The 17,733-nt window shown below is 37.4% G+C and carries 21 protein-coding genes and 1 pseudogene; 5 read left to right on the forward strand and 17 right to left on the reverse strand.

The window, feature by feature from the left end; genetic code table 11:
- Both AC6F34_RS03660 and AC6F34_RS03665 read right to left on the reverse strand, forming a co-directional pair.
- On the reverse strand, positions 1 to 345 hold a 345-nt coding region (locus AC6F34_RS03660), incomplete at its 3' end, for a Gfo/Idh/MocA family oxidoreductase (RefSeq protein WP_500769056.1).
- A gap of 14 nt (positions 346 to 359) precedes the next feature.
- On the reverse strand, positions 360 to 689 hold the full coding sequence (locus AC6F34_RS03665; protein ID WP_500769058.1) for a nucleotide pyrophosphohydrolase: 330 nt from the start codon (positions 687 to 689) through the stop codon (positions 360 to 362).
- Positions 690 to 928: 239 nt separating this feature from the next.
- Here AC6F34_RS03665 and AC6F34_RS03670 point away from each other — a divergent pair, with 239 nt between their 5' ends.
- From AC6F34_RS03670 to AC6F34_RS03680, 3 genes are all read left to right on the forward strand, one after another.
- The gene (locus tag AC6F34_RS03670) at positions 929 to 1,438 is read left to right on the forward strand and encodes a GNAT family N-acetyltransferase (RefSeq protein ID WP_500769060.1); all 510 of its coding nucleotides are present in this window, start codon (positions 929 to 931) and stop codon (positions 1,436 to 1,438) included.
- A 26-nt stretch (positions 1,439 to 1,464) separates the two neighbouring features.
- Positions 1,465 to 2,457 carry a serine hydrolase domain-containing protein gene (locus tag AC6F34_RS03675; RefSeq protein WP_500769062.1) on the forward strand — a complete coding sequence of 331 codons (993 nt, stop codon included), beginning with the start codon at positions 1,465 to 1,467 and terminating at the stop codon, positions 2,455 to 2,457.
- A 92-nt stretch (positions 2,458 to 2,549) separates the two neighbouring features.
- Positions 2,550 to 3,257: an alpha/beta hydrolase gene (locus AC6F34_RS03680; RefSeq protein ID WP_500769064.1), complete on the forward strand. Its 708-nt coding sequence runs from the start codon at positions 2,550 to 2,552 to the stop codon at positions 3,255 to 3,257.
- 247 nt (positions 3,258 to 3,504) lie between these two features.
- On the opposite strand, the pseudogene AC6F34_RS03685 reads toward AC6F34_RS03680, so the two are convergent.
- The 3 genes and pseudogenes from AC6F34_RS03685 to lhaT form a co-directional block, all read right to left on the reverse strand.
- Positions 3,505 to 4,185, reverse strand: a pseudogene (locus tag AC6F34_RS03685) (zinc metallopeptidase).
- Between the two features lie 29 nt (positions 4,186 to 4,214).
- The gene (ypjB, locus tag AC6F34_RS03690) at positions 4,215 to 5,000 is read right to left on the reverse strand and encodes a sporulation protein YpjB (protein ID WP_500769066.1); all 786 of its coding nucleotides are present in this window, start codon (positions 4,998 to 5,000) and stop codon (positions 4,215 to 4,217) included.
- A 77-nt stretch (positions 5,001 to 5,077) separates the two neighbouring features.
- On the reverse strand, positions 5,078 to 5,680 hold the full coding sequence (gene lhaT, locus AC6F34_RS03695; RefSeq protein ID WP_500769068.1) for a lipoprotein heptaprenylglyceryl N-acetyltransferase LhaT: 603 nt from the start codon (positions 5,678 to 5,680) through the stop codon (positions 5,078 to 5,080).
- A 175-nt stretch (positions 5,681 to 5,855) separates the two neighbouring features.
- Here lhaT and AC6F34_RS03700 point away from each other — a divergent pair, with 175 nt between their 5' ends.
- Entirely contained in the window at positions 5,856 to 6,197 is a 342-nt protein-coding gene (locus AC6F34_RS03700; protein ID WP_500769070.1) for a hypothetical protein, read from the forward strand.
- A 33-nt stretch (positions 6,198 to 6,230) separates the two neighbouring features.
- On the opposite strand, the gene AC6F34_RS03705 is transcribed toward AC6F34_RS03700, so the two are convergent.
- Complete coding sequence (locus AC6F34_RS03705; RefSeq protein WP_500769072.1) at positions 6,231 to 6,413, reverse strand: hypothetical protein; 183 nt, start codon at positions 6,411 to 6,413, stop codon at positions 6,231 to 6,233.
- Between the two features lie 72 nt (positions 6,414 to 6,485).
- Between AC6F34_RS03705 and AC6F34_RS03710 the strand changes: the two genes are divergently transcribed.
- Entirely contained in the window at positions 6,486 to 7,211 is a 726-nt protein-coding gene (locus AC6F34_RS03710) for a DUF421 domain-containing protein (protein WP_500769074.1), read from the forward strand.
- 39 nt (positions 7,212 to 7,250) lie between these two features.
- On the opposite strand, the gene AC6F34_RS03715 is transcribed toward AC6F34_RS03710, so the two are convergent.
- From AC6F34_RS03715 to AC6F34_RS03765, 11 genes are all read right to left on the reverse strand, one after another.
- Positions 7,251 to 8,429, reverse strand: coding sequence for an iron-containing alcohol dehydrogenase (locus AC6F34_RS03715; protein ID WP_500769076.1), 1,179 nt, complete (start codon positions 8,427 to 8,429; stop codon positions 7,251 to 7,253).
- Positions 8,430 to 8,444: 15 nt separating this feature from the next.
- The gene (ahlS, locus tag AC6F34_RS03720; protein WP_500769078.1) at positions 8,445 to 9,290 is read right to left on the reverse strand and encodes an AhlS family quorum-quenching N-acyl homoserine lactonase; all 846 of its coding nucleotides are present in this window, start codon (positions 9,288 to 9,290) and stop codon (positions 8,445 to 8,447) included.
- Between the two features lie 41 nt (positions 9,291 to 9,331).
- Positions 9,332 to 10,750: an aldehyde dehydrogenase family protein gene (locus tag AC6F34_RS03725; protein ID WP_500769080.1), complete on the reverse strand. Its 1,419-nt coding sequence runs from the start codon at positions 10,748 to 10,750 to the stop codon at positions 9,332 to 9,334.
- A gap of 97 nt (positions 10,751 to 10,847) precedes the next feature.
- Positions 10,848 to 11,846 (reverse strand): LacI family DNA-binding transcriptional regulator, encoded by a 999-nt coding sequence (locus AC6F34_RS03730; protein ID WP_500769082.1) that lies wholly within the window; start codon positions 11,844 to 11,846, stop codon positions 10,848 to 10,850.
- A gap of 145 nt (positions 11,847 to 11,991) precedes the next feature.
- Positions 11,992 to 12,753 carry a c-type cytochrome gene (locus tag AC6F34_RS03735; protein WP_500769084.1) on the reverse strand — a complete coding sequence of 254 codons (762 nt, stop codon included), beginning with the start codon at positions 12,751 to 12,753 and terminating at the stop codon, positions 11,992 to 11,994.
- 35 nt (positions 12,754 to 12,788) lie between these two features.
- Positions 12,789 to 13,463 (reverse strand): menaquinol-cytochrome c reductase cytochrome b subunit, encoded by a 675-nt coding sequence (qcrB, locus tag AC6F34_RS03740; protein WP_500769086.1) that lies wholly within the window; start codon positions 13,461 to 13,463, stop codon positions 12,789 to 12,791.
- 3 nt (positions 13,464 to 13,466) lie between these two features.
- Positions 13,467 to 13,973 (reverse strand): Rieske (2Fe-2S) protein, encoded by a 507-nt coding sequence (locus tag AC6F34_RS03745; protein ID WP_500769088.1) that lies wholly within the window; start codon positions 13,971 to 13,973, stop codon positions 13,467 to 13,469.
- A 151-nt stretch (positions 13,974 to 14,124) separates the two neighbouring features.
- Complete coding sequence (locus tag AC6F34_RS03750; RefSeq protein ID WP_500769090.1) at positions 14,125 to 14,592, reverse strand: YpiF family protein; 468 nt, start codon at positions 14,590 to 14,592, stop codon at positions 14,125 to 14,127.
- 354 nt (positions 14,593 to 14,946) lie between these two features.
- Entirely contained in the window at positions 14,947 to 15,486 is a 540-nt protein-coding gene (locus AC6F34_RS03755) for a ReoY family proteolytic degradation factor (protein ID WP_500770125.1), read from the reverse strand.
- 42 nt (positions 15,487 to 15,528) lie between these two features.
- The gene (locus AC6F34_RS03760; RefSeq protein WP_500769092.1) at positions 15,529 to 16,791 is read right to left on the reverse strand and encodes a tetratricopeptide repeat protein; all 1,263 of its coding nucleotides are present in this window, start codon (positions 16,789 to 16,791) and stop codon (positions 15,529 to 15,531) included.
- A gap of 16 nt (positions 16,792 to 16,807) precedes the next feature.
- A complete protein-coding gene (locus AC6F34_RS03765; RefSeq protein ID WP_500769094.1) occupies positions 16,808 to 17,710 on the reverse strand; it encodes a hypothetical protein in 903 nt (300 codons plus the stop codon).
- Positions 17,711 to 17,733 lie beyond the last annotated feature (23 nt).

A 17,733-nucleotide genomic window follows, 5' to 3' on the forward strand; every position in this document is an offset into this window, starting at 1 on the left:
ACAAAGAGACTTCAATTCAGCTAAATCACTTTGTGTAAATCCTGTCGTACCAACAACTGGCCTTACTCCAAATTGTAGTGCTGTTTTTGTATGTAGCATGCCTACTTCTGGTGTCGTTAAGTCGATTAAGACATCAACTTGTTGTTGTGAAAATAAATTATCAATATCAGTATAAACAGGAATGTTCTCCCCAATCTTTTCAAAACCTGAAAAATCACTTAATGTGCCACCATCGTTTTTATGATCTAAGACTGCAACGAGTTCATATCCCTTAGTCCGATTAACTAAGTGGACAGCCTCTGTACCCATTCTGCCTCTAGCCCCTGCAATTGCGATTGTTACCATATGTATTTACACTCCTATTCTTCGATTCTCGTCCAACGATCCTTATCTCTCGTGCTGAATTTATGCATTACTCGGTTATGTGCCTCTTCTAAATCGATATTTAATGAATTCGCCATACAAATGAGCACAAACAATAAATCTCCAAGTTCTTCTTCTATTTCTTTCTCGTCTTCACTTGTTTTCTTAGGCTTCTCGCCATAGTAATGATTCACTTCTCTCGAAAGCTCTCCGAGTTCTTCTGTGAGTCTAGCAAGCATAGCAAGCGGGCTAAAATAGCCTTCTTTAAATTGTCCTATATACTGATCGACTTCTTTTTGCATGTCAACCATTGATTTCTTATCCATACCATCACATCCTCTAAAACTTTCATCATTTTATCATTGTTTCTTCTTTCATGTTAGCTAAATCAAAAAGCTTTTACAAACTTTTTTCATCGAGAAAAGTGCAAGTGCATCTCTCTATAGGAAGCATTCTTCTCATGATTTAATTTATTGATCATTTTACGAAGTTAATCAATCACAACTTTACAAACATACGTTCTTACTTTATAATTCATTTATCTTAACATTGGGGGTACTAGGAAATGTCGCAAGATTCGAAGATTACATTGAGTTTCCTTAAAGAAGAACACCATCAAAAACTACAATCCATACAACTACTAGAAGATCAAAAGCAGTTTACAGCCCTACCAAAAGATAAACTTCAGGACATTGAAGGTCTTCATCAAGTTGTGATTTTAAAAAATAAGCTTCCAATCGGATTTTTTATCCTTCATACGTCTGATCGAGTAAAAGAATATACAAGTAATCAAAGGGCACTTCTCTTAACGGCATTATCTATCGATTACAACGAACAAGGAAAAGGATTTGCGAAACAAGCTATGACTTTGCTTCCTTTCTTCGTAAAAACTGAATTTCCCACATTTGATGAAGTCATATTGGTTGTAAATCATAAAAACATTTCAGCCCAAAGACTATATGAAAGAACTGGCTTTATTGATACTGGAGAAAGAAGGACCGGTCCTATCGGTGAACAATATGTAATGTCCTTATCCCTGTCTCACTCTAAAGTGATAATAGACCCATCATGTTAGTGCTCACACATGATGTTGAAAAGAAAATGCTTAAACATAATGTCATTGGTGCAAGCATTGCTTACATTAAGGACGAGAAACTTTTTGATACAACTACCCATGGTTTTATTGAAACTAAGACCAATCAATTAATTAGTCCGCAAACATTATTCAATGCTTGCTCCATTAGTAAATTTGCAACTTCAATGCTTGTTTTAGCACTCATTGAGCGAAACGTTTTAAGCTTAGATGAAGATGTAAATAACTATCTCACTTCTTGGAAAGTCCGATATGCAGGAAGTCATGCGCTCGAAATAATTACATTAAGACATTTATTAAGTCACCATTCAGGAATTCTTGATCCACCATATAGCTTCCAAGCTTCGACTCCAACTTGTGTCATCCCAACCATTCTTGAAGTTCTAAAAGGACAAACAACGTATTGTTCAGAAGAAATAAGGGTTAAGTATGCTCCTGAAACAGAGTTTCATTATGCTGACGCTAATTTTTGTATCATCCAACTCATAATCGAAGCTGTCATCGAAAGACCTTTTCATAAAGTGATGGAGGAAGTTATTTTTCAGCCATTACAAATGCAACATAGCACATATTCCTTAAACACAAAGTTTATATTAGCATCTGGTCACGATAAAAACGGGAAGCTCATTGATGAGAGATATTCTGTCTACCCTTACCCCGCCGCTGCCGGTCTATGGACAACTGCCGGTGACTTAGCACAAATTGCTTTGGAAATGATTAACGCACTAAAAGGGAAGAGTAAAATTGGTATCACAAGTAAGCTCATAAAAGAAATGATTACACCACAATTCAAGCCATGGACTGGGCTTGGAATCTTTATAAATCATGAAGCAACAGATAAAATAGAAGTAACATCACTTGGTTGGGGCATTGGCTATCAATGTATGCTAGTTATACACCCAGAGGTGGCTGAAGGGTTGGTCATTATGACAAACTCTGAACTTGGCAAACATCAATTAGAGGGTTTTATTGGAGAAGTCTATCACTCAGTCTTTCAATAAGAGGGAGTATTTCTATTAATCTTCATTTTCTCTCCTTTTTTATCGAAAGGTTTCATAGTATAGTTAAGAAAATAGATGAAAGTAGTGATCCTATGCAAAAACTTCTATGGAATCAACGACAGTTAACGGTTTTGTTACCTAAAAATAAATCGCCGCAATTAACCATTATCGTTCAAGATGGCTCTTATTTATTTGACTATTTCGAACAACAGCCTCTTGAACATATTGCATTTGTAGGAGTCGAACCAGTAGATCGCAACAAAGAGTATACACCATGGCTTGCTAATGTCGACGAATACATATATGAAGGTGAAGCAGATACATATTTAAAACTAGTAACTGAAGAACTTCTCCCGTTTTTACAAGAGAAGTTCAATCTGTCAATTGAGGCTAAGAAATTAGGAATTGCAGGTGCCTCTTTCGGTGGCTTAGTGTCACTATATGCAATGTTAACCAAAAGAAATTTATTTGATTATTATTTCTTGATTTCTCCATCTCTTTGGTATCCAAATTTCCTATCATTTTTGGAAAAACAGGCGAATATTCATGATGAAAAGCATATCTTTTGGTACATTGGTGAACAAGAGGGACTAGAGTATCCAAATATTTTGCAAAACATGGTTCCATGTACAATGGAAGCACAAGAGCTGTTAGCAACTAAGCTGCAGCATCCAGACTCTACCTTCACATTTGTTACAGATGAACAAGGTATCCACCGTCATCCGTTTTTTGAGAAGTATTTTCAACAAAGAATTCTCCAACTTGAAGAGAAATTTCAAAACACAAAGGCATCAGTATAAATACTGATGCCCGAGATTGTAGACAAAGTCGATTTCTGACTTTGTCTACATTTTTTTAGAGGACTTATTAACAATAGATGAAACTCACAGACTGTCTTGAAAACGCTTGTCAGACTCGGCGTGCAGTCAAGTGAAGACCCGAATAGAACATTTGGTTCATGAGGGGACTTTGATGCCAAACAACGACGTATGCATGCGTTTGTCAACAGTCTGAGGCATCAGTATATGTTCTGATGCCCTTTTTCAATTAATCGTTTTTATTTCTGCCCATGAAGATCAGTATAAAACGAACTAGTTCTAATACAGCAACGGCTGCAGCGGCTACATACGTCAAAGCAGCTGCATTTAATACTTTTTTCGTTTCTTTTTCTTCATCATTGCGAATAACACCTAATGAAACGACTTGATCCATCGCACGATTCGACGCATTAAATTCTACCGGCAGAGTAACAAGCTGAAACAGGACAGCTGCTGCCATAAATACAATTCCAAAAAGGACAAGTCCACTTAACGAAGCAAATATCCCTACTAATATTAATACCTAAGATAAATTCGAGCCTATATTCGCTACCGGTACTAAAGCGTGACGTAATCGTAAGAACGAATATGCCTCCTTGTCTTGAATTGCATGCCCTACTTCATGTGCAGCGACGGCTGCAGCAGCAACTGAATGTCCGTGATAATTCCCTGAAGATAGGCGAATTTTCTTTGTTCTTGGATCATAATGATCTGTTAAAACTCCTCGTGTTTCTTCAACCGTAACATTATATAAGCCATTTGCATCTAAAATTCGTCTTGCTACTTCTGCACCTGTCATTTGTGATGAAGAAGAAACTTTGGAGTATTTTCCATATGCGCTTTTCACTTTCATTTGTGCCCATATTGGAATTAGGATAATGATTCCAAAATAAACCAAGGTTAATGCCATTTCTAACCCCCGAAGTTCTATTTTTCGAATTATGAATTAGGATCTTTTCGTTTTCTTTTCAGATCGTCTCCAATATATTTTCTCCAACCAACATAGGATAATGTAAGAATGATGATGCTCCCAGTCGAAATTATTACCCACCATATAGAAGGATCTGTTTCATCCTCTGTTAAATTTTGAAACATATTCGTTAAATCTGACTCCAATGCTACTAATTCATCTCGACTTTTTTGTTCCGTTACAACTTGATTACGGTAACGGTCTATAAAGTCAATCCGAGTGTCTAAAGTATGGATTGTTTCAGGTTGGGTTGCTAATCGAATACTCGGATAAATCATATCATATTTTGCTAAAAAATCATTGAAGGTTGCATTGAAAGAGTCGCGATCGCCTTCAAAGGCTGCATCCTTCATCTCATAGTATACTGCCATAATTGGCTCTTCCATCATCGTCCACAACGGAGAATAGGGCTTAGAAAGGACATCAACGACAAAGCGAAACTTTGTAATTCGATTTACCTTTTCTTGGCTCGATAAATTCGGATCTACAGATGCCTGCATCGCTTCTTGATGAGAAGTCATTAAGATACGTAACTCATCTGTAGAAAACGTTTCGTTATCACGATGGTACCCATCCAATTGTGAGGCAAAATAATCTAATAACTGCTTCACTTCTTCATAACGATCAAGCTTCGCCATCTGCAATACATCATCTGATAGACGGTTCATAGTCACAATGGCATCTTCTTTATAGGTAAATCCCGTTACTGGTAGGCATAATAGACAGATAAGAAATAATAAAAGCAAACGTTTCATTGCTTGTCCTCCTTCAAATTACTAATAAAAATGTATGAAGAAGGGGACAAGGTTAGACCAAAATAGTTGATTTTCTATTATGTTCGTTTCGTTATTGATAATGTAAAACGATCTTCTCGAACCGCAAAATAATAGGCAACTGCAATACTAAAAATACTTAACCAAAAAGTAAAATAGCCAATTTGTGGGATATAATCATTTAACATACTGTATCTTGGCATCATAAAAAACACATAATCAATTACGTCATTATGTAATGTCCACACTGCCGCAACGACAAGATGCCATAACTTCATCCGATAAAATGGTGCATACAGTACTCCTTGTACAGCCATCGCACCGTGGGAGAAGATGAGCATCCACCCATCCCATCCTAGCTCTCCAGTTACATTCCACGTAAGTAAATTCATTATAACAGCCCAAATTCCATACTTTACTAATGTGACAATTGCTAATGCCTCTACTAATGGCCAGTTCTTTCCTAAAAGAAAAGCAACAAGGACAAACACGAAGAACATACTTGCTGTTGGGCTATCTGGCACAAATGGAAGAAAAATTGACGGAGTGTTGGCTAATTGATCTTCGTACCATATGAATCCATAGACAGTTCCAAAAAAATTAATGACAAACAATAAAAGCAATACTTTTCTATTTCCTAACAATGGATAGATCCAATTCACTGTTTTTCCTCATTTCTTGGTAGAGTTAAACTTTCATTATTTTACCATAGAAAAAAACGAGCGAACAGCGCTCGCCTCCTACTAACAAAGTAACACCATATAATTTCTTTGTATGAGCTTAACTTCAAAAAAAGATACTATAGGTGAAACAGTTGTGAAAGCGCGGTGTAAAAGAATGAATGAATACATTCATTACTCTCAATTTAAAAACGGCGAAGAGTTTCAGCAGCATCTCGATCGATGGCTCCCAATCGCTAGAAAGCACTTTTCAAAAGGAGAACACATTGGGTTTGAGCGTCTCATTGAGTATGCAAAACATATTCCTGGGGTCTCAATCGAAAAAATTGACAATATGATCCTCTACACGTATAAAAACCATGAAGTAAATGTCATTTCACGCTCTACCTTTAAGCGTATGCTTGTCAAGGCTCAAAAGATCGGTATGATTGAAGTGATTGAAACGTATCGTGAAAGCGGCGGGCAATCAAGAAACATCTATGTATTTAATCGGATTTAGCAAAAATAAAGTGTGCTGCTAGAATTGGATGAATCATACTAAAGCAACAACTCCATAAGCAACGAGTGTTAGGAAGATAAAAGCCAATAAACAACAAACAAAAACTGAATCTTTATCTAATCTCTGGTATTTGATTTTCTCTAAAACTCGAATAAAACTTAATTGCCATAATGATCCAATTAAGGCGATGAAAAAAACAAACATAAAAATCCCCATAAAAAACACACCTCTGCTTGAAAAATTTAAATTAGTACATTCTAAGAGAAAAGCTTTTAGGATGTGACTAATTTGGATACAGTTCATGATATTTTATTAATAATCGGAAGAATCTTATCCATCATTCCATTTTTATTGTTTGTCACATTAATGATGGGAAAACGTTCAGTTGGACAATTACCAGTGTTTGACTTTATTATCGTCATTACACTTGGAGCCCTGGTGGGAGCTGACATTGCCGAACCGGATGTAAATCACTTTTACATCATTATATCCATTGTCGTTATTTTCCTGCTTCAGTATATTATATCTAATGTATCTATTAAAAGTAGGAAATTTGGAAAATTAATTACTTTTGAACCTACTGTTGTCATTTACAAAGGAAAATTTCTCGTACATAACATGAAATCAATTAAGTATTCGATTGATAATATTCTCCAAATGCTTAGAGAAAAGGATCTATTTGATGTAAAAGACGTTGACATTGCCATCATTGAAGCGAATGGAATGATGTCCGTCAAGCCAATTCGTGCAAAAGAACCGATTAAAGTTGAAGATGTACCAGCACCATTGCCTGACCATGGGTGGCAAATACCGATTATTGTAGATGGTACAATTCACGAACAAGTGCTAAATAGGGAGGATATTTCGATGCAATGGCTAATGCAGGAGTTAAAAAGGCATGAAATCATGGATATTAATAACATATTTTATGCGGGAATAAACAAAAATAAGAAGCTCCATATCTCACTTAAACAAGATGCGGATCAACCGACACCCCCCATTATTATGAATTAAAACAGCGCTACTGGCGGATGACCAATAGCGCTTATTCAACTATATAGATGGTTCAGTTATCTTTCCATATAAGGCTGCATTGTATATTGCAAATATATCTTTCCCTGTTAGTTCCATTGGACTTCGAGCTAATAATCGTTTCTGCTTTTGAGCATCATCAGTTAGACTCTGTAAGGCTGTTTTATTAATTGAAAACCCGCTTAATGTAGATGGAATTCCTACATCCTCAACTAATTCTTTTAACATATTAACACATTTATAAGAAGCTTCCTTTTGTGATAAATACGAGCTTGAGTGCCCCATTGCGTCTAAGATGTCTTTCATCTTTTTCTCGCAGCTTTGACGAATATATCCCATTACATACGGCAGGAGAACAGCGTTTGAATCACCATGAGCAATATGGAACTGTCCACCTAACGGATACGCTAAAGCATGTACGCCAGCTACACCTGCATTAAAAAATGCTAACCCTGCCAAATAACTTCCATAGCTCATTTTTGTCCTTGCTTCCTTATTATCACCATCCATTACTGCCGTTCGAATGGATTGACTAATTAATTGAATCGCTTTAATTGCGAGTCCATCCGTCACTTCATTTGCATTTTTGGATATGTACGCTTCAATTGCATGTGTAAGCGCATCGATTCCAGTTGCAGCAGTAATCTTTGGTGGAAGTGTGACGGTTAACTCAGGGTCGACAATTGCAACATCTGCTAACATAAAATCATGTGCAATCACATCTTTTGTCGTAGTCAGAGATAAAACAGAAATGTTCGTGACCTCTGAGCCTGTACCTGATGTTGTCGGAATCAAAATTTTAGGTAACCCTCTTTGCTCGATTTGTTTTGTCCCGGTTAGATTAAGGTAATCTTCCACCGTTCCTTCTTGTGTAGCAATGAGAGCTGCAAGCTTTGCTAGATCCAATGCGCTCCCGCCGCCTAAACCGATCACCAAATCAAATTGATTTTCCTTCGTAAAAGCAACGAGTTTCTCGCCAATTTCTAATGGGGGTTCTGGTAGCACTTCTGTATATGTTATTACTTCACGGTTTTCAGCGCTTATCCTATTACAAATATCGGTGACAACACCATTCTCTTTCAAGAAAGGATCCGCTACTAATAAAATCTTCTTTGGGTTATAACGGTCGACTTCTGGGCTGAGACTTGTAAGAGCTCCCCATCCTGTATAACTAATTGGCACAAATGTGATTTTCTCCATTTATGAAACTCTCCTTTATTCGTAATAACCTTCTGTCGATTTCCTAAACCCTTTAAACTGATCTGGATCATGGCCAAACCAAACTTGAGAGTTTGTTTCATTTGCTAGTCTTCGAATACGCTCAACCGTTGAATTATAACCAAGCGAATCATAGATAATTCCAGGTGGTTTTACTGGAGGTCCAAAACTGTCGGCTGTATAAATAGCATCAGATGCCAAGATGATTCCACCTGTCTCTGGCATATCAACATGTAAACCAAGCATTCCCCATGCATGTCCGCTTCCAAAATTCAAAACTTCTATGCCTTTTGCTAGCTTCACATGATCTTCACCACGTTTAATAAAACGCCATTTAAGATTGTTTTTAATCCACATGTCAATGTCTGCCCAGACGTAAGCCCCTTCTTTGACATTTTGCGCATATTGCTGCATCGTTCCATTAAACTCAGCTTCTTGCACAATAATCGTTGCATTCGTAAATAATTCTAAACAACCAGCATGGTCTAAATGTAAATGTGAGGCAACAACAAACTTTATATCTTCTGGCCTGACATTTAATTGTTCTAAACGATGATGCAAATAACATTCTTCCGACATCGTGATTGGAAACGCTTTTTGCGTCGCTTCGCTCCATCTTCCTTGCGGTCCCATAGAATCAGGGTTACATGCCGTGTCAAACAGAATCTTTCCTTCTGGGTGATCAATGAGCACCGTATACACTGGAAACTCTACAAATTCATTTGGTCGATTAGGTGAATCTATTGTTGCTGGATTATGCATCGCAATCATAAAGTTTTTATCCATCCTCATTCTTCCGTTATCCATCACATACAATTTAGGGTGTTTTTGAATAATATTCATGTGAACATTCCTCTCCTTTTAATAGACTCATAGAATTGAATTCAATTATTATTCCAGATAACCAGTTTTAATTCTGTCATTTCATCCAATGCATACTTGATGCCTTCACGGCCAGTGCCGCTATTCTTTACTCCTCCATATGGCATATGGTCGACACGGTAAGTGGGGATATCATTAATGACGACTCCACCAACGTGAATTTCCTTAGCTACAGTAAATGCCGTTGCAATATCGTTTGTAAAAACCCCCGCTTGCAAGCCATAGTCAGAAGAGTTAATTGCTTCAATTCCTTCTTTAATTGAAGCAATTGAATTCACATTCACTACAGGTCCAAATACTTCTTCACAAAGCACCTTCTCTTTGCTTCCAACATGCTGTAATACAGTCGGCATTAATAGATTGCCTTGCATATCTCCGCCTGTAATAACTTTCGCTCCATTGTTTACAGCTTCATCAACCCATTCCTTCACACGTTTCGATTCTTTCGCTGAAATCATCACGGATACGTCTGTATCCATTGATAAAGGATCACCTAGCTTCAAGTTCTCTGTAGCATGTTTAAGCTTTTTAGTGAATTCTTCGATGAGATTATCCATCACATAAATCCTTTGTAATGAAATACAGACTTGACCTTGATTAGAAAATGCCCCCATAACAATGCGATCAATCACATCATCTACAAGAACACTTGAATCAACAATTACCCCTGAGTTTGACCCTAATTCTAAAGTTGTTTTCTTTAATCCCGCCTGATTTCTTAAAGAGATTCCTACCTCAGGGCTGCCAGTAAAGGTAATCATGCTTACACCTGGGCTAGTTAAAAATGCATCTCCTATCATTTTCGCCTCGCCCGTTACTAGATTAAATGCACCGTTCGGAAGGTTCGTTTCTTCAATTAATTGAGCTAAGAAAACGGCAGATAAGGATGTTTGTGTAGCTGGTTTTAAAACAATTGTGTTACCAGCTGCAATCGCAGGTCCTACTTTGTGTGCCACTAAGTTTTGCGGGAAATTGAATGGCGTGATTGCAGCAACTACACCTAACGGCTCTCTTATCGTGTATGCAAATCGACCTTTGCCAAACTCAGAAGCATCCATCGGGATCATTTCACCTGTTAACCGTTTAGCTTCCTCTGCCGCAAACTTATACGTTTCAATCGTACGGTCGATTTCTGCATAAGCGTATTTAATGGGCTTTGCAGATTCTAATGAGATGATTCTTGCTGCTTGATCTCTGTTCTTTGAGAACAAATGTGATAGATCCTCCAAAATTTTAGCTCTTTCTAACGAAGACAATGCCTTCATCTTCTCTGTTGCTTCTGTTGCATGTTGAATAGCGTTGTTCACTTGTTCTGTCGAAGCTATGGAAATTTCGCCAATTTCCTCTCCGTTATACGGAGAATACAATTTTCTTGAGCTTAATGTTTGTTGCCACTGTCCATTTATAAACAATCCTTTCATGCAACTCACCTCCAATCATTAATAATATGGTTACGTATTCATTTTTGAATATACTGAAATGAATACGTAACCATTTCTGAGTAAATGAAAAACAACCCTAGTTCACAGGCTTGTTTTCACGCGTTGTATTTCTTGAAAATAGTTTAACAGAAGAGATATGATTGTTGCAAGCGCTTTCTCCAGAAATTTCTGCAAATAATTTTTCGATTGCAATAAAGCCTAAATTGACCTCATCCTCAGCGCCTACTGTTGTTAAGTTAATCAGCTTATGCTTACTTAGCTCAACGTTATCAATGCCAGCAATACTTATGTCTTTAGGGATTGAATATCCAGATTGAATGAATAAGTCCATTAATTCAATGGCAATCGCATCTGTTGCACAAACAATCGCTGTTGGCTTCTCGTGTAATCGTATAATTTCTTTAAAAACACCTTCAATGCTCTCACGTTTCGTATCTGTTATAAAAATCTGTGCTGAATGATGCATCTCATTTGCTGTAATCGCTACATTAAATCCTTTAAGCCTTCCGCTAAATGTACTCATATAATCGGGGCCACCAACCCAACAAATGTGCTTATGACCTAAATCAATCATATGCTTTGTTGCAGCATATCCAGCCTGTTCATTATCAATTTCTACAAAATTCTTTAATTCTTTATGTTTTCGGTTAAATGTAACGAAAGGAATATTTAATTTTTCTAGCTTATAATAAAAAGAATCCTCATAAAAGATTGATGATAAAATAATCCCGTCCGAGCGAGATTCTAAAACAGCATTATAAATGTCATCCATATTCTCATCGTTGCTGAAGTATACATTAACCTTATAGCCTTTTGCATTGACATAATTCACAATCGCTGTCGTCGTATCTACAAAAAACGGATTATGCAACGGTCCGGAAATTAATGTAATCATTCCTGTCCTTCTTTGTACCAAAGAACGCGCTATATGATTAGGAACATAGTTCAACTCATCAATTGATTTCATCACCTTATCAATCGTCTTTTGTTTAACCGACTGAGGTGCATTCAAAACCCTTGAAACCGTTGTTTGAGAGACACCTGCATGCTTCGCAACATCCTTAGAAGAAACCATACCCATCCACCTACTTATTTAAAAAACTCTTACAAACAAAGCATACCACTAATGGAAAAATATTAAAATCTCCTGTGATGATCTTTATATTTTACTATTGAATATTCAAAAAAACTGGCACCCAATTAGGTGCCAGTTTAAAAGTTTATTCGTTTAAGCTTTCAATGTATTCAGCTAAAACCTGAAGTTCTTCATCTGTTCCTTTGAAGAGGTCACCTGGCATTCCACCGATACCGTTTACTGCAATGTCTTTAATTTCATCAACAGAGTATTCTACCCCAATCAGTGCAGGTGCTCCAACACCTTGTAGATCTCCACCATGACAGGACAAGCAGTTGTTAGCCTCAAGAATTTGATATCCTTCAGCTTCTGGGTCAATTTCAACATCTGCAACGATCTGACCTTGTTTCTTAGCAGCTTCCCAATCGTGGTAAGCAACAGATTCCCAAGTTAGGTATGTAATACCAGCTAGGGCAAGGATCATAAATCCAGTTGCAAATGGTCGCTTTGATGGACGACGTTCTGGTCCACGATCTAAGAACGGTGCAAGTAACAACGCTCCGAAAGCTAGTCCAGGTATAATAAACGCTCCGACTGCATTAAATGGACCTGAAGCGAATTGATATTTCAGCAATTGATATAAGAATAAGAAATACCAGTCTGGTAAGGCGATATAAGCTGTATCACTCGGATCAGCGATCTTCTCAAGCGGCGGCTGATGCGCTACTGTTAAGCATAAGAAACCGACTAAGAATACTGCTCCAACCATCCATTCTTTTAATAAGTAGTTTGGCCAGAACGCTTCCGTTTTCCCAGGATATTCAGAGTAATCCTTTGGAATATTCGGTTTTCGTGCAGCAGGGACACGTGAATCCCCGACGAATTTCATCCCTTTTCCTCTATGCATTGGGCTATTTCCCCTCCTTTGTTCTAGATTGTATTTTACAACGGTCCGGAAATACCTTGTTTACGAATCATAATAAAGTGAGCGGCCATTAATCCGAATAGTGCTGCTGGTAAGAAGAATACGTGAATCGCGAAGAATCTCGTAATCGTTTGTGCACCAACAATGTCAGGATCACCAGCGATTAACGTTTTCAGGAAATCACCTAATAGCGGCGTCGACTCTACAATTTGTAGTGTAACTTTTGTTGCAAATAATGCTTTCATATCCCATGGCAATAAGTAACCAGTTAAACCTAATGCAAGCATTACGAAGAAAATTAAAACCCCAACAATCCAGTTTAATTCTCTTGGCTTCTTATATGCGCCTTGGAAGAATACACGAAGCGTATGTAAGAACATCATGACAATAACTAAACTTGCACCCCAGTGATGCATTCCACGGACAATTTGTCCAAATGCAACATGGTTTTGTAAGTAATACACAGATTCCCATGCATTTTTGATATCTGGAACATAGTACATCGTTAAGAACATTCCAGAAAGTATTTGAATAACAGTAACGAAGAACGTTAATCCACCGAAACAGTAAACAAACGCCGAGAAGTGATGCGCCGGGTTTACGTGCTCAGGTACTTCGTGATCTGCAATATCGCGCCAAAGTGGCGTAATATCTAAACGTTCATCAACCCAATCATAAATCTTGTTTAACAACGATTACGCCCCCCCTTGCGGAACTGCTTTTCCTAAATAAAGATAACCATCGACCTCTTCAAATGGATACACATCAAGTGGTCCGAATGGTGGTGTACCAGGTACATTTGTACCATCTTTCGTGTAAAGCCCACCATGACAAGCACAGAAGAAATGCTGTGGATTATTCGGATCGGAATCCCAGTTTACCACACAACCTAAGTGCTTACATACTGGTGATAAAGCTACAATTTCTCCATTTTCATCACGATATACCCAAGCTGTTCCTGTTTGTTCAGATGTATACCATGCATCCACTTGTTCAAACGAAAAATCTACTCGAGTCGGTTCAGTTGTGATGTCATCAATTCTTTGATTAGTTGGTATTAAATCGCTTTCACCCTTTGTTTGTAAAACTGGGTCGATTGCAAAACGAACCATTGGCATTAACATACCAGCAGCCATAAATCCACCAACCCCTGTTAACGTGTAATTAAGGAATTGACGTCTTGAAACACGATTTTTGCTCATTCTTTTCCCCCCCCTATTATGAAGTCGAGTCCAACAAACGGACATAGTTCAACACAATATAATACTAGGACATAACAATGATATATCAATCTTTATGGAAGGTCAATATAATCATTGTTCAGAAAGGTGTCAACAATGTGACTTATCTCTCCTACTTGTCATTATTTTGCCACCTTCTTACAAATAAATTCAAAAGTTGTTTCACTTGATCTTCTAAAATGGACATTTTGTATTGCTCGTCCATATTATTCATAGGAATTGATGGCATCCATAGCAACTCGCCTGTAAGCTTGTCCTCTATTTCTTTCCACGAGCTGTCAGAAGTTAAATAGAAAACATGGGTAAAACCTTCATTCTTTAATTCTTCTTCCCATAGTTTAATCGCATTAATTTTTTGGTCTTCAGTCATTGACGTCAAATATGTATACCCTGGTAACAACATTAATCTACCTTTAAACTGTCTCTCAAGCTGTCCTGATAATAATGTCATGAACTCAGTCATAGCTACTGATTGCTTAATATCATCTTGAAAGGAAACCGGGTACAGCGGCAAAACAACTGTATCTATATATTGTCTCTCTTTCACAAACATATCCATATCCTGTGTGATCCACTTCATCTTGTTCAACTCCAATAATGTAATCATGTAACATTATCATATCATCTTTTCTTACGAAAGGTTAAGATGAAATAACAAGAAAGAACGATGATAAAGACAATTCCACTTCTACTCTCGACAATATATTTTTCTTAAAAATATAATTTTATAAAAATCTTCAAACTTTCTATAAAAACGGTAGTCAGACTAAGCTTATTAACTTAGAAAAGAACCTGATAAAACAGAATATTGAGGATGATTACTGTGCTTGAAACTGCGTATCCGATCGATTGGTAACAGCCTGAATAAGAGAGAGCTCCTTCTATTTTGGACAAAAAATAAACCTTGCCCTAGTTGGACAAGGTGCTGGATTTTTTAAGTTAAATGAGAAAGTTGTTTGGATAATTTTAAAAACGTTTCTTTATCATTGCGATCTAACGCTTCGTCAATTTGTCTTCTGAGCTTTTCCTTTTGAAATTTCATAAGACTTTCAGATAGGAATTTTTCAGCCATGAGACGATCTTTTTCAGTAATATGCAGTTTTCTTGGCATGTATGGATTTTCCTCAAGAACTGCTGCAAATTGATGAGCTTTATTAGATGCATGGAAGTTCAATTGAATATAGATTTCTTCATCACGGTTAAGTCGAATGTCATGAAAGGATTTCTCTGCATCTGTCGTCATGACATTTCCTTTGTAAAAACGGAATGGAGCTTCTTCGACACAATGAGTAGACATAACGAGCCCTCGTGGGCAATATTGCGCTTGCTCTACGAAGTGAACTTTTTCCATAAGTCCGTCATGACTCATTAAGTAATTTAATATCCACACACATTCCCGTCGCTTAAGCTGATAATGATTGAGAAACCAACGAATAAAGTCTTTTTTTTCATTGACAGATACAGGGGTTGCCATATCCATTTTCCCTCCTCTGTTAACAGCCATTTTCTTTATTAGTTATTCTACATCTGAGAGACGTAAAAGAATATCTCGATACTCCTCATTCGTTGAGTCCATTCTAATGAGTTGCTTAAAGATTTCTTCAGCGTCATCCCGTTTTCCTTCTTCAATTAGAAAATATCCATAATCTGATAAAAAATCCTCTTCTTGATTAAAATAAGTATATGCACGTTGATATTTGTTTAATGCCTGTGAAAAATCTTCATTCTGTCGATATGCAATTGCTGCGTCCCATAAGAATTGGGGCTCATCCATTTCTTGTTGATCCATCATATTTGTAATCTCTAACACATCATCAAAATATTCATTACGAATAAAAACTTTATTTAGAATCAATGCTGCTTCAATGTATTCAGGATCAATGGCAAGAGCCTCACGTAAGTATTTTACAGCCTCTTCTTCATTTCCTATTTTTAATGAAAGCTTGCCCGCGTAGAGAAACAGCTCTTTATTAAATTCATCATATGTGATTCCTTCTTTGACCGCATGCAGGCTGTTTTCTATTTCTTCCTCATGCTCATATGCTTTTGCTAAATGGATATATAGGCTATGGTATTCTTTATCAAGTTCCTTTAATTCATTGAACTTTTCAATTGCCGTACGATAAAACCCTGCTTGTAAAGCAGTGAAGGCATAACGGAAGAGCGTATTAATTTCCAGCTTATCTTCTAGCGCCTTTTCAAAGTGAGGAAGGGCATCTTCAAATGCACCTCCAGCGCTTAACACTTCTGCAAGGCGCTCATGGACATTCATCTCAGCAATCTTCTCTTCTTTTAGCAGCACCTTTTCATACATTCTAACTGCTTCAAGAAACTTCCCTTCTTCAGCGAACAGCTCTCCTAATGCGAAATCAATTAATACCTCGTCTGGAAGGATATCTTTCGCAGACAATAGCTTTTTCTCAGACACCTCATAGAGCCCTTGCATTTGATACAGATCCGCCATTAACAGTAAAGCTTGAGGATAACTGTGGTCTGTCACAGCGATTTGCTCAAGCAGGAGAAGTGCCTGCTCCTCATCTCCAAGGTCGATGGTGATTTCTGCGAGCATCACCAACAATTCCCCTTCATCTGGATATGACTGTAGGAGCCTTTCTAATAGCAGCTTCGCTTCTTCTAAAAAGCCAAGTTGCAGCAATTCCTCTGTTAGCATAAATCTTTCTTCATTCGTTCCTTTTTCTAACACTTCTTTATATAAACGTAATGCTTCATTTTGCTTACCTTGCTCTAAATATTGCACAATCAATGCGATTCTATCCATTGGTCGATCCTTTCATTCAATCATATTCTTCAAATTTAAAATACCCTGGGGTTTTGATTGTAACATGCTCCCCATAACCAGGTCGATAAAAGAGGCTTTCTCCTGCTCTAATCACCGTTCCTTTATGTACGGTGATTAGCGGACTATCTTTATACACCTTTTCCATCATTTCTGCATTATAACCGAAATCCCTCTTTTTCTTATACAAATTATAGGAAGTTTCATTCCCAATATGGATATTTCCTTTTAATGGGTAGATTCCGATTTTCGCCATCGTTTTTAGCGGCAAATTCTCTCCCCCTTGAAGAGGCTTTTCAATCGATGGAATTTTCTCGGCCCTCAGCACTTCATTCCAGCCGTTCTGAATCGCTTTTAGCTCTTTATGATCTTTAACTCCAAACTTTGGGATAAGTGGCATATTGTATGGAAACATCGCCTCTCTTAGCCAACCCCAAGGAAGACTAGTTAGCTGATTCGGTGACTTCAGTTCAAGAAAGATTGCGGGCACCTTCTGGCGCTTACAGCGAGTAATAAAAGAGGTAGTCAATAACTGAGGTGAAATAGATACCCCGATTACATAATCAATAGGGCTTCCGATTAATGAACCTTTAAATCTTCTAAATGCAGATTCTAACTCACTTTCATAGTTTAGCGTGAATGAGGTGAAAAAGACGGTACAACCATTATTCATCCACTTACGATACTTCTTTTTCCTTTCATCACTTGATTGGGACGCATCTAATTCTTCATATACAACAAAGGTAGGTGTCATTATATACTCATCTGCATTCATTCTCATATATCGATACCTTTTAAACTGAGGTTGGATGGCTGAAACCTTCCCTTCATCCATTAGTAACGATGTTCTTATTGCTTGGTCTTTTTTTAGAATCGTTGCATTTTCAATTATATAGGGCATTCGATCACTCCTTAACATGCTTA

Source organism: Niallia sp. CD-39 (assembly GCF_059874745.1).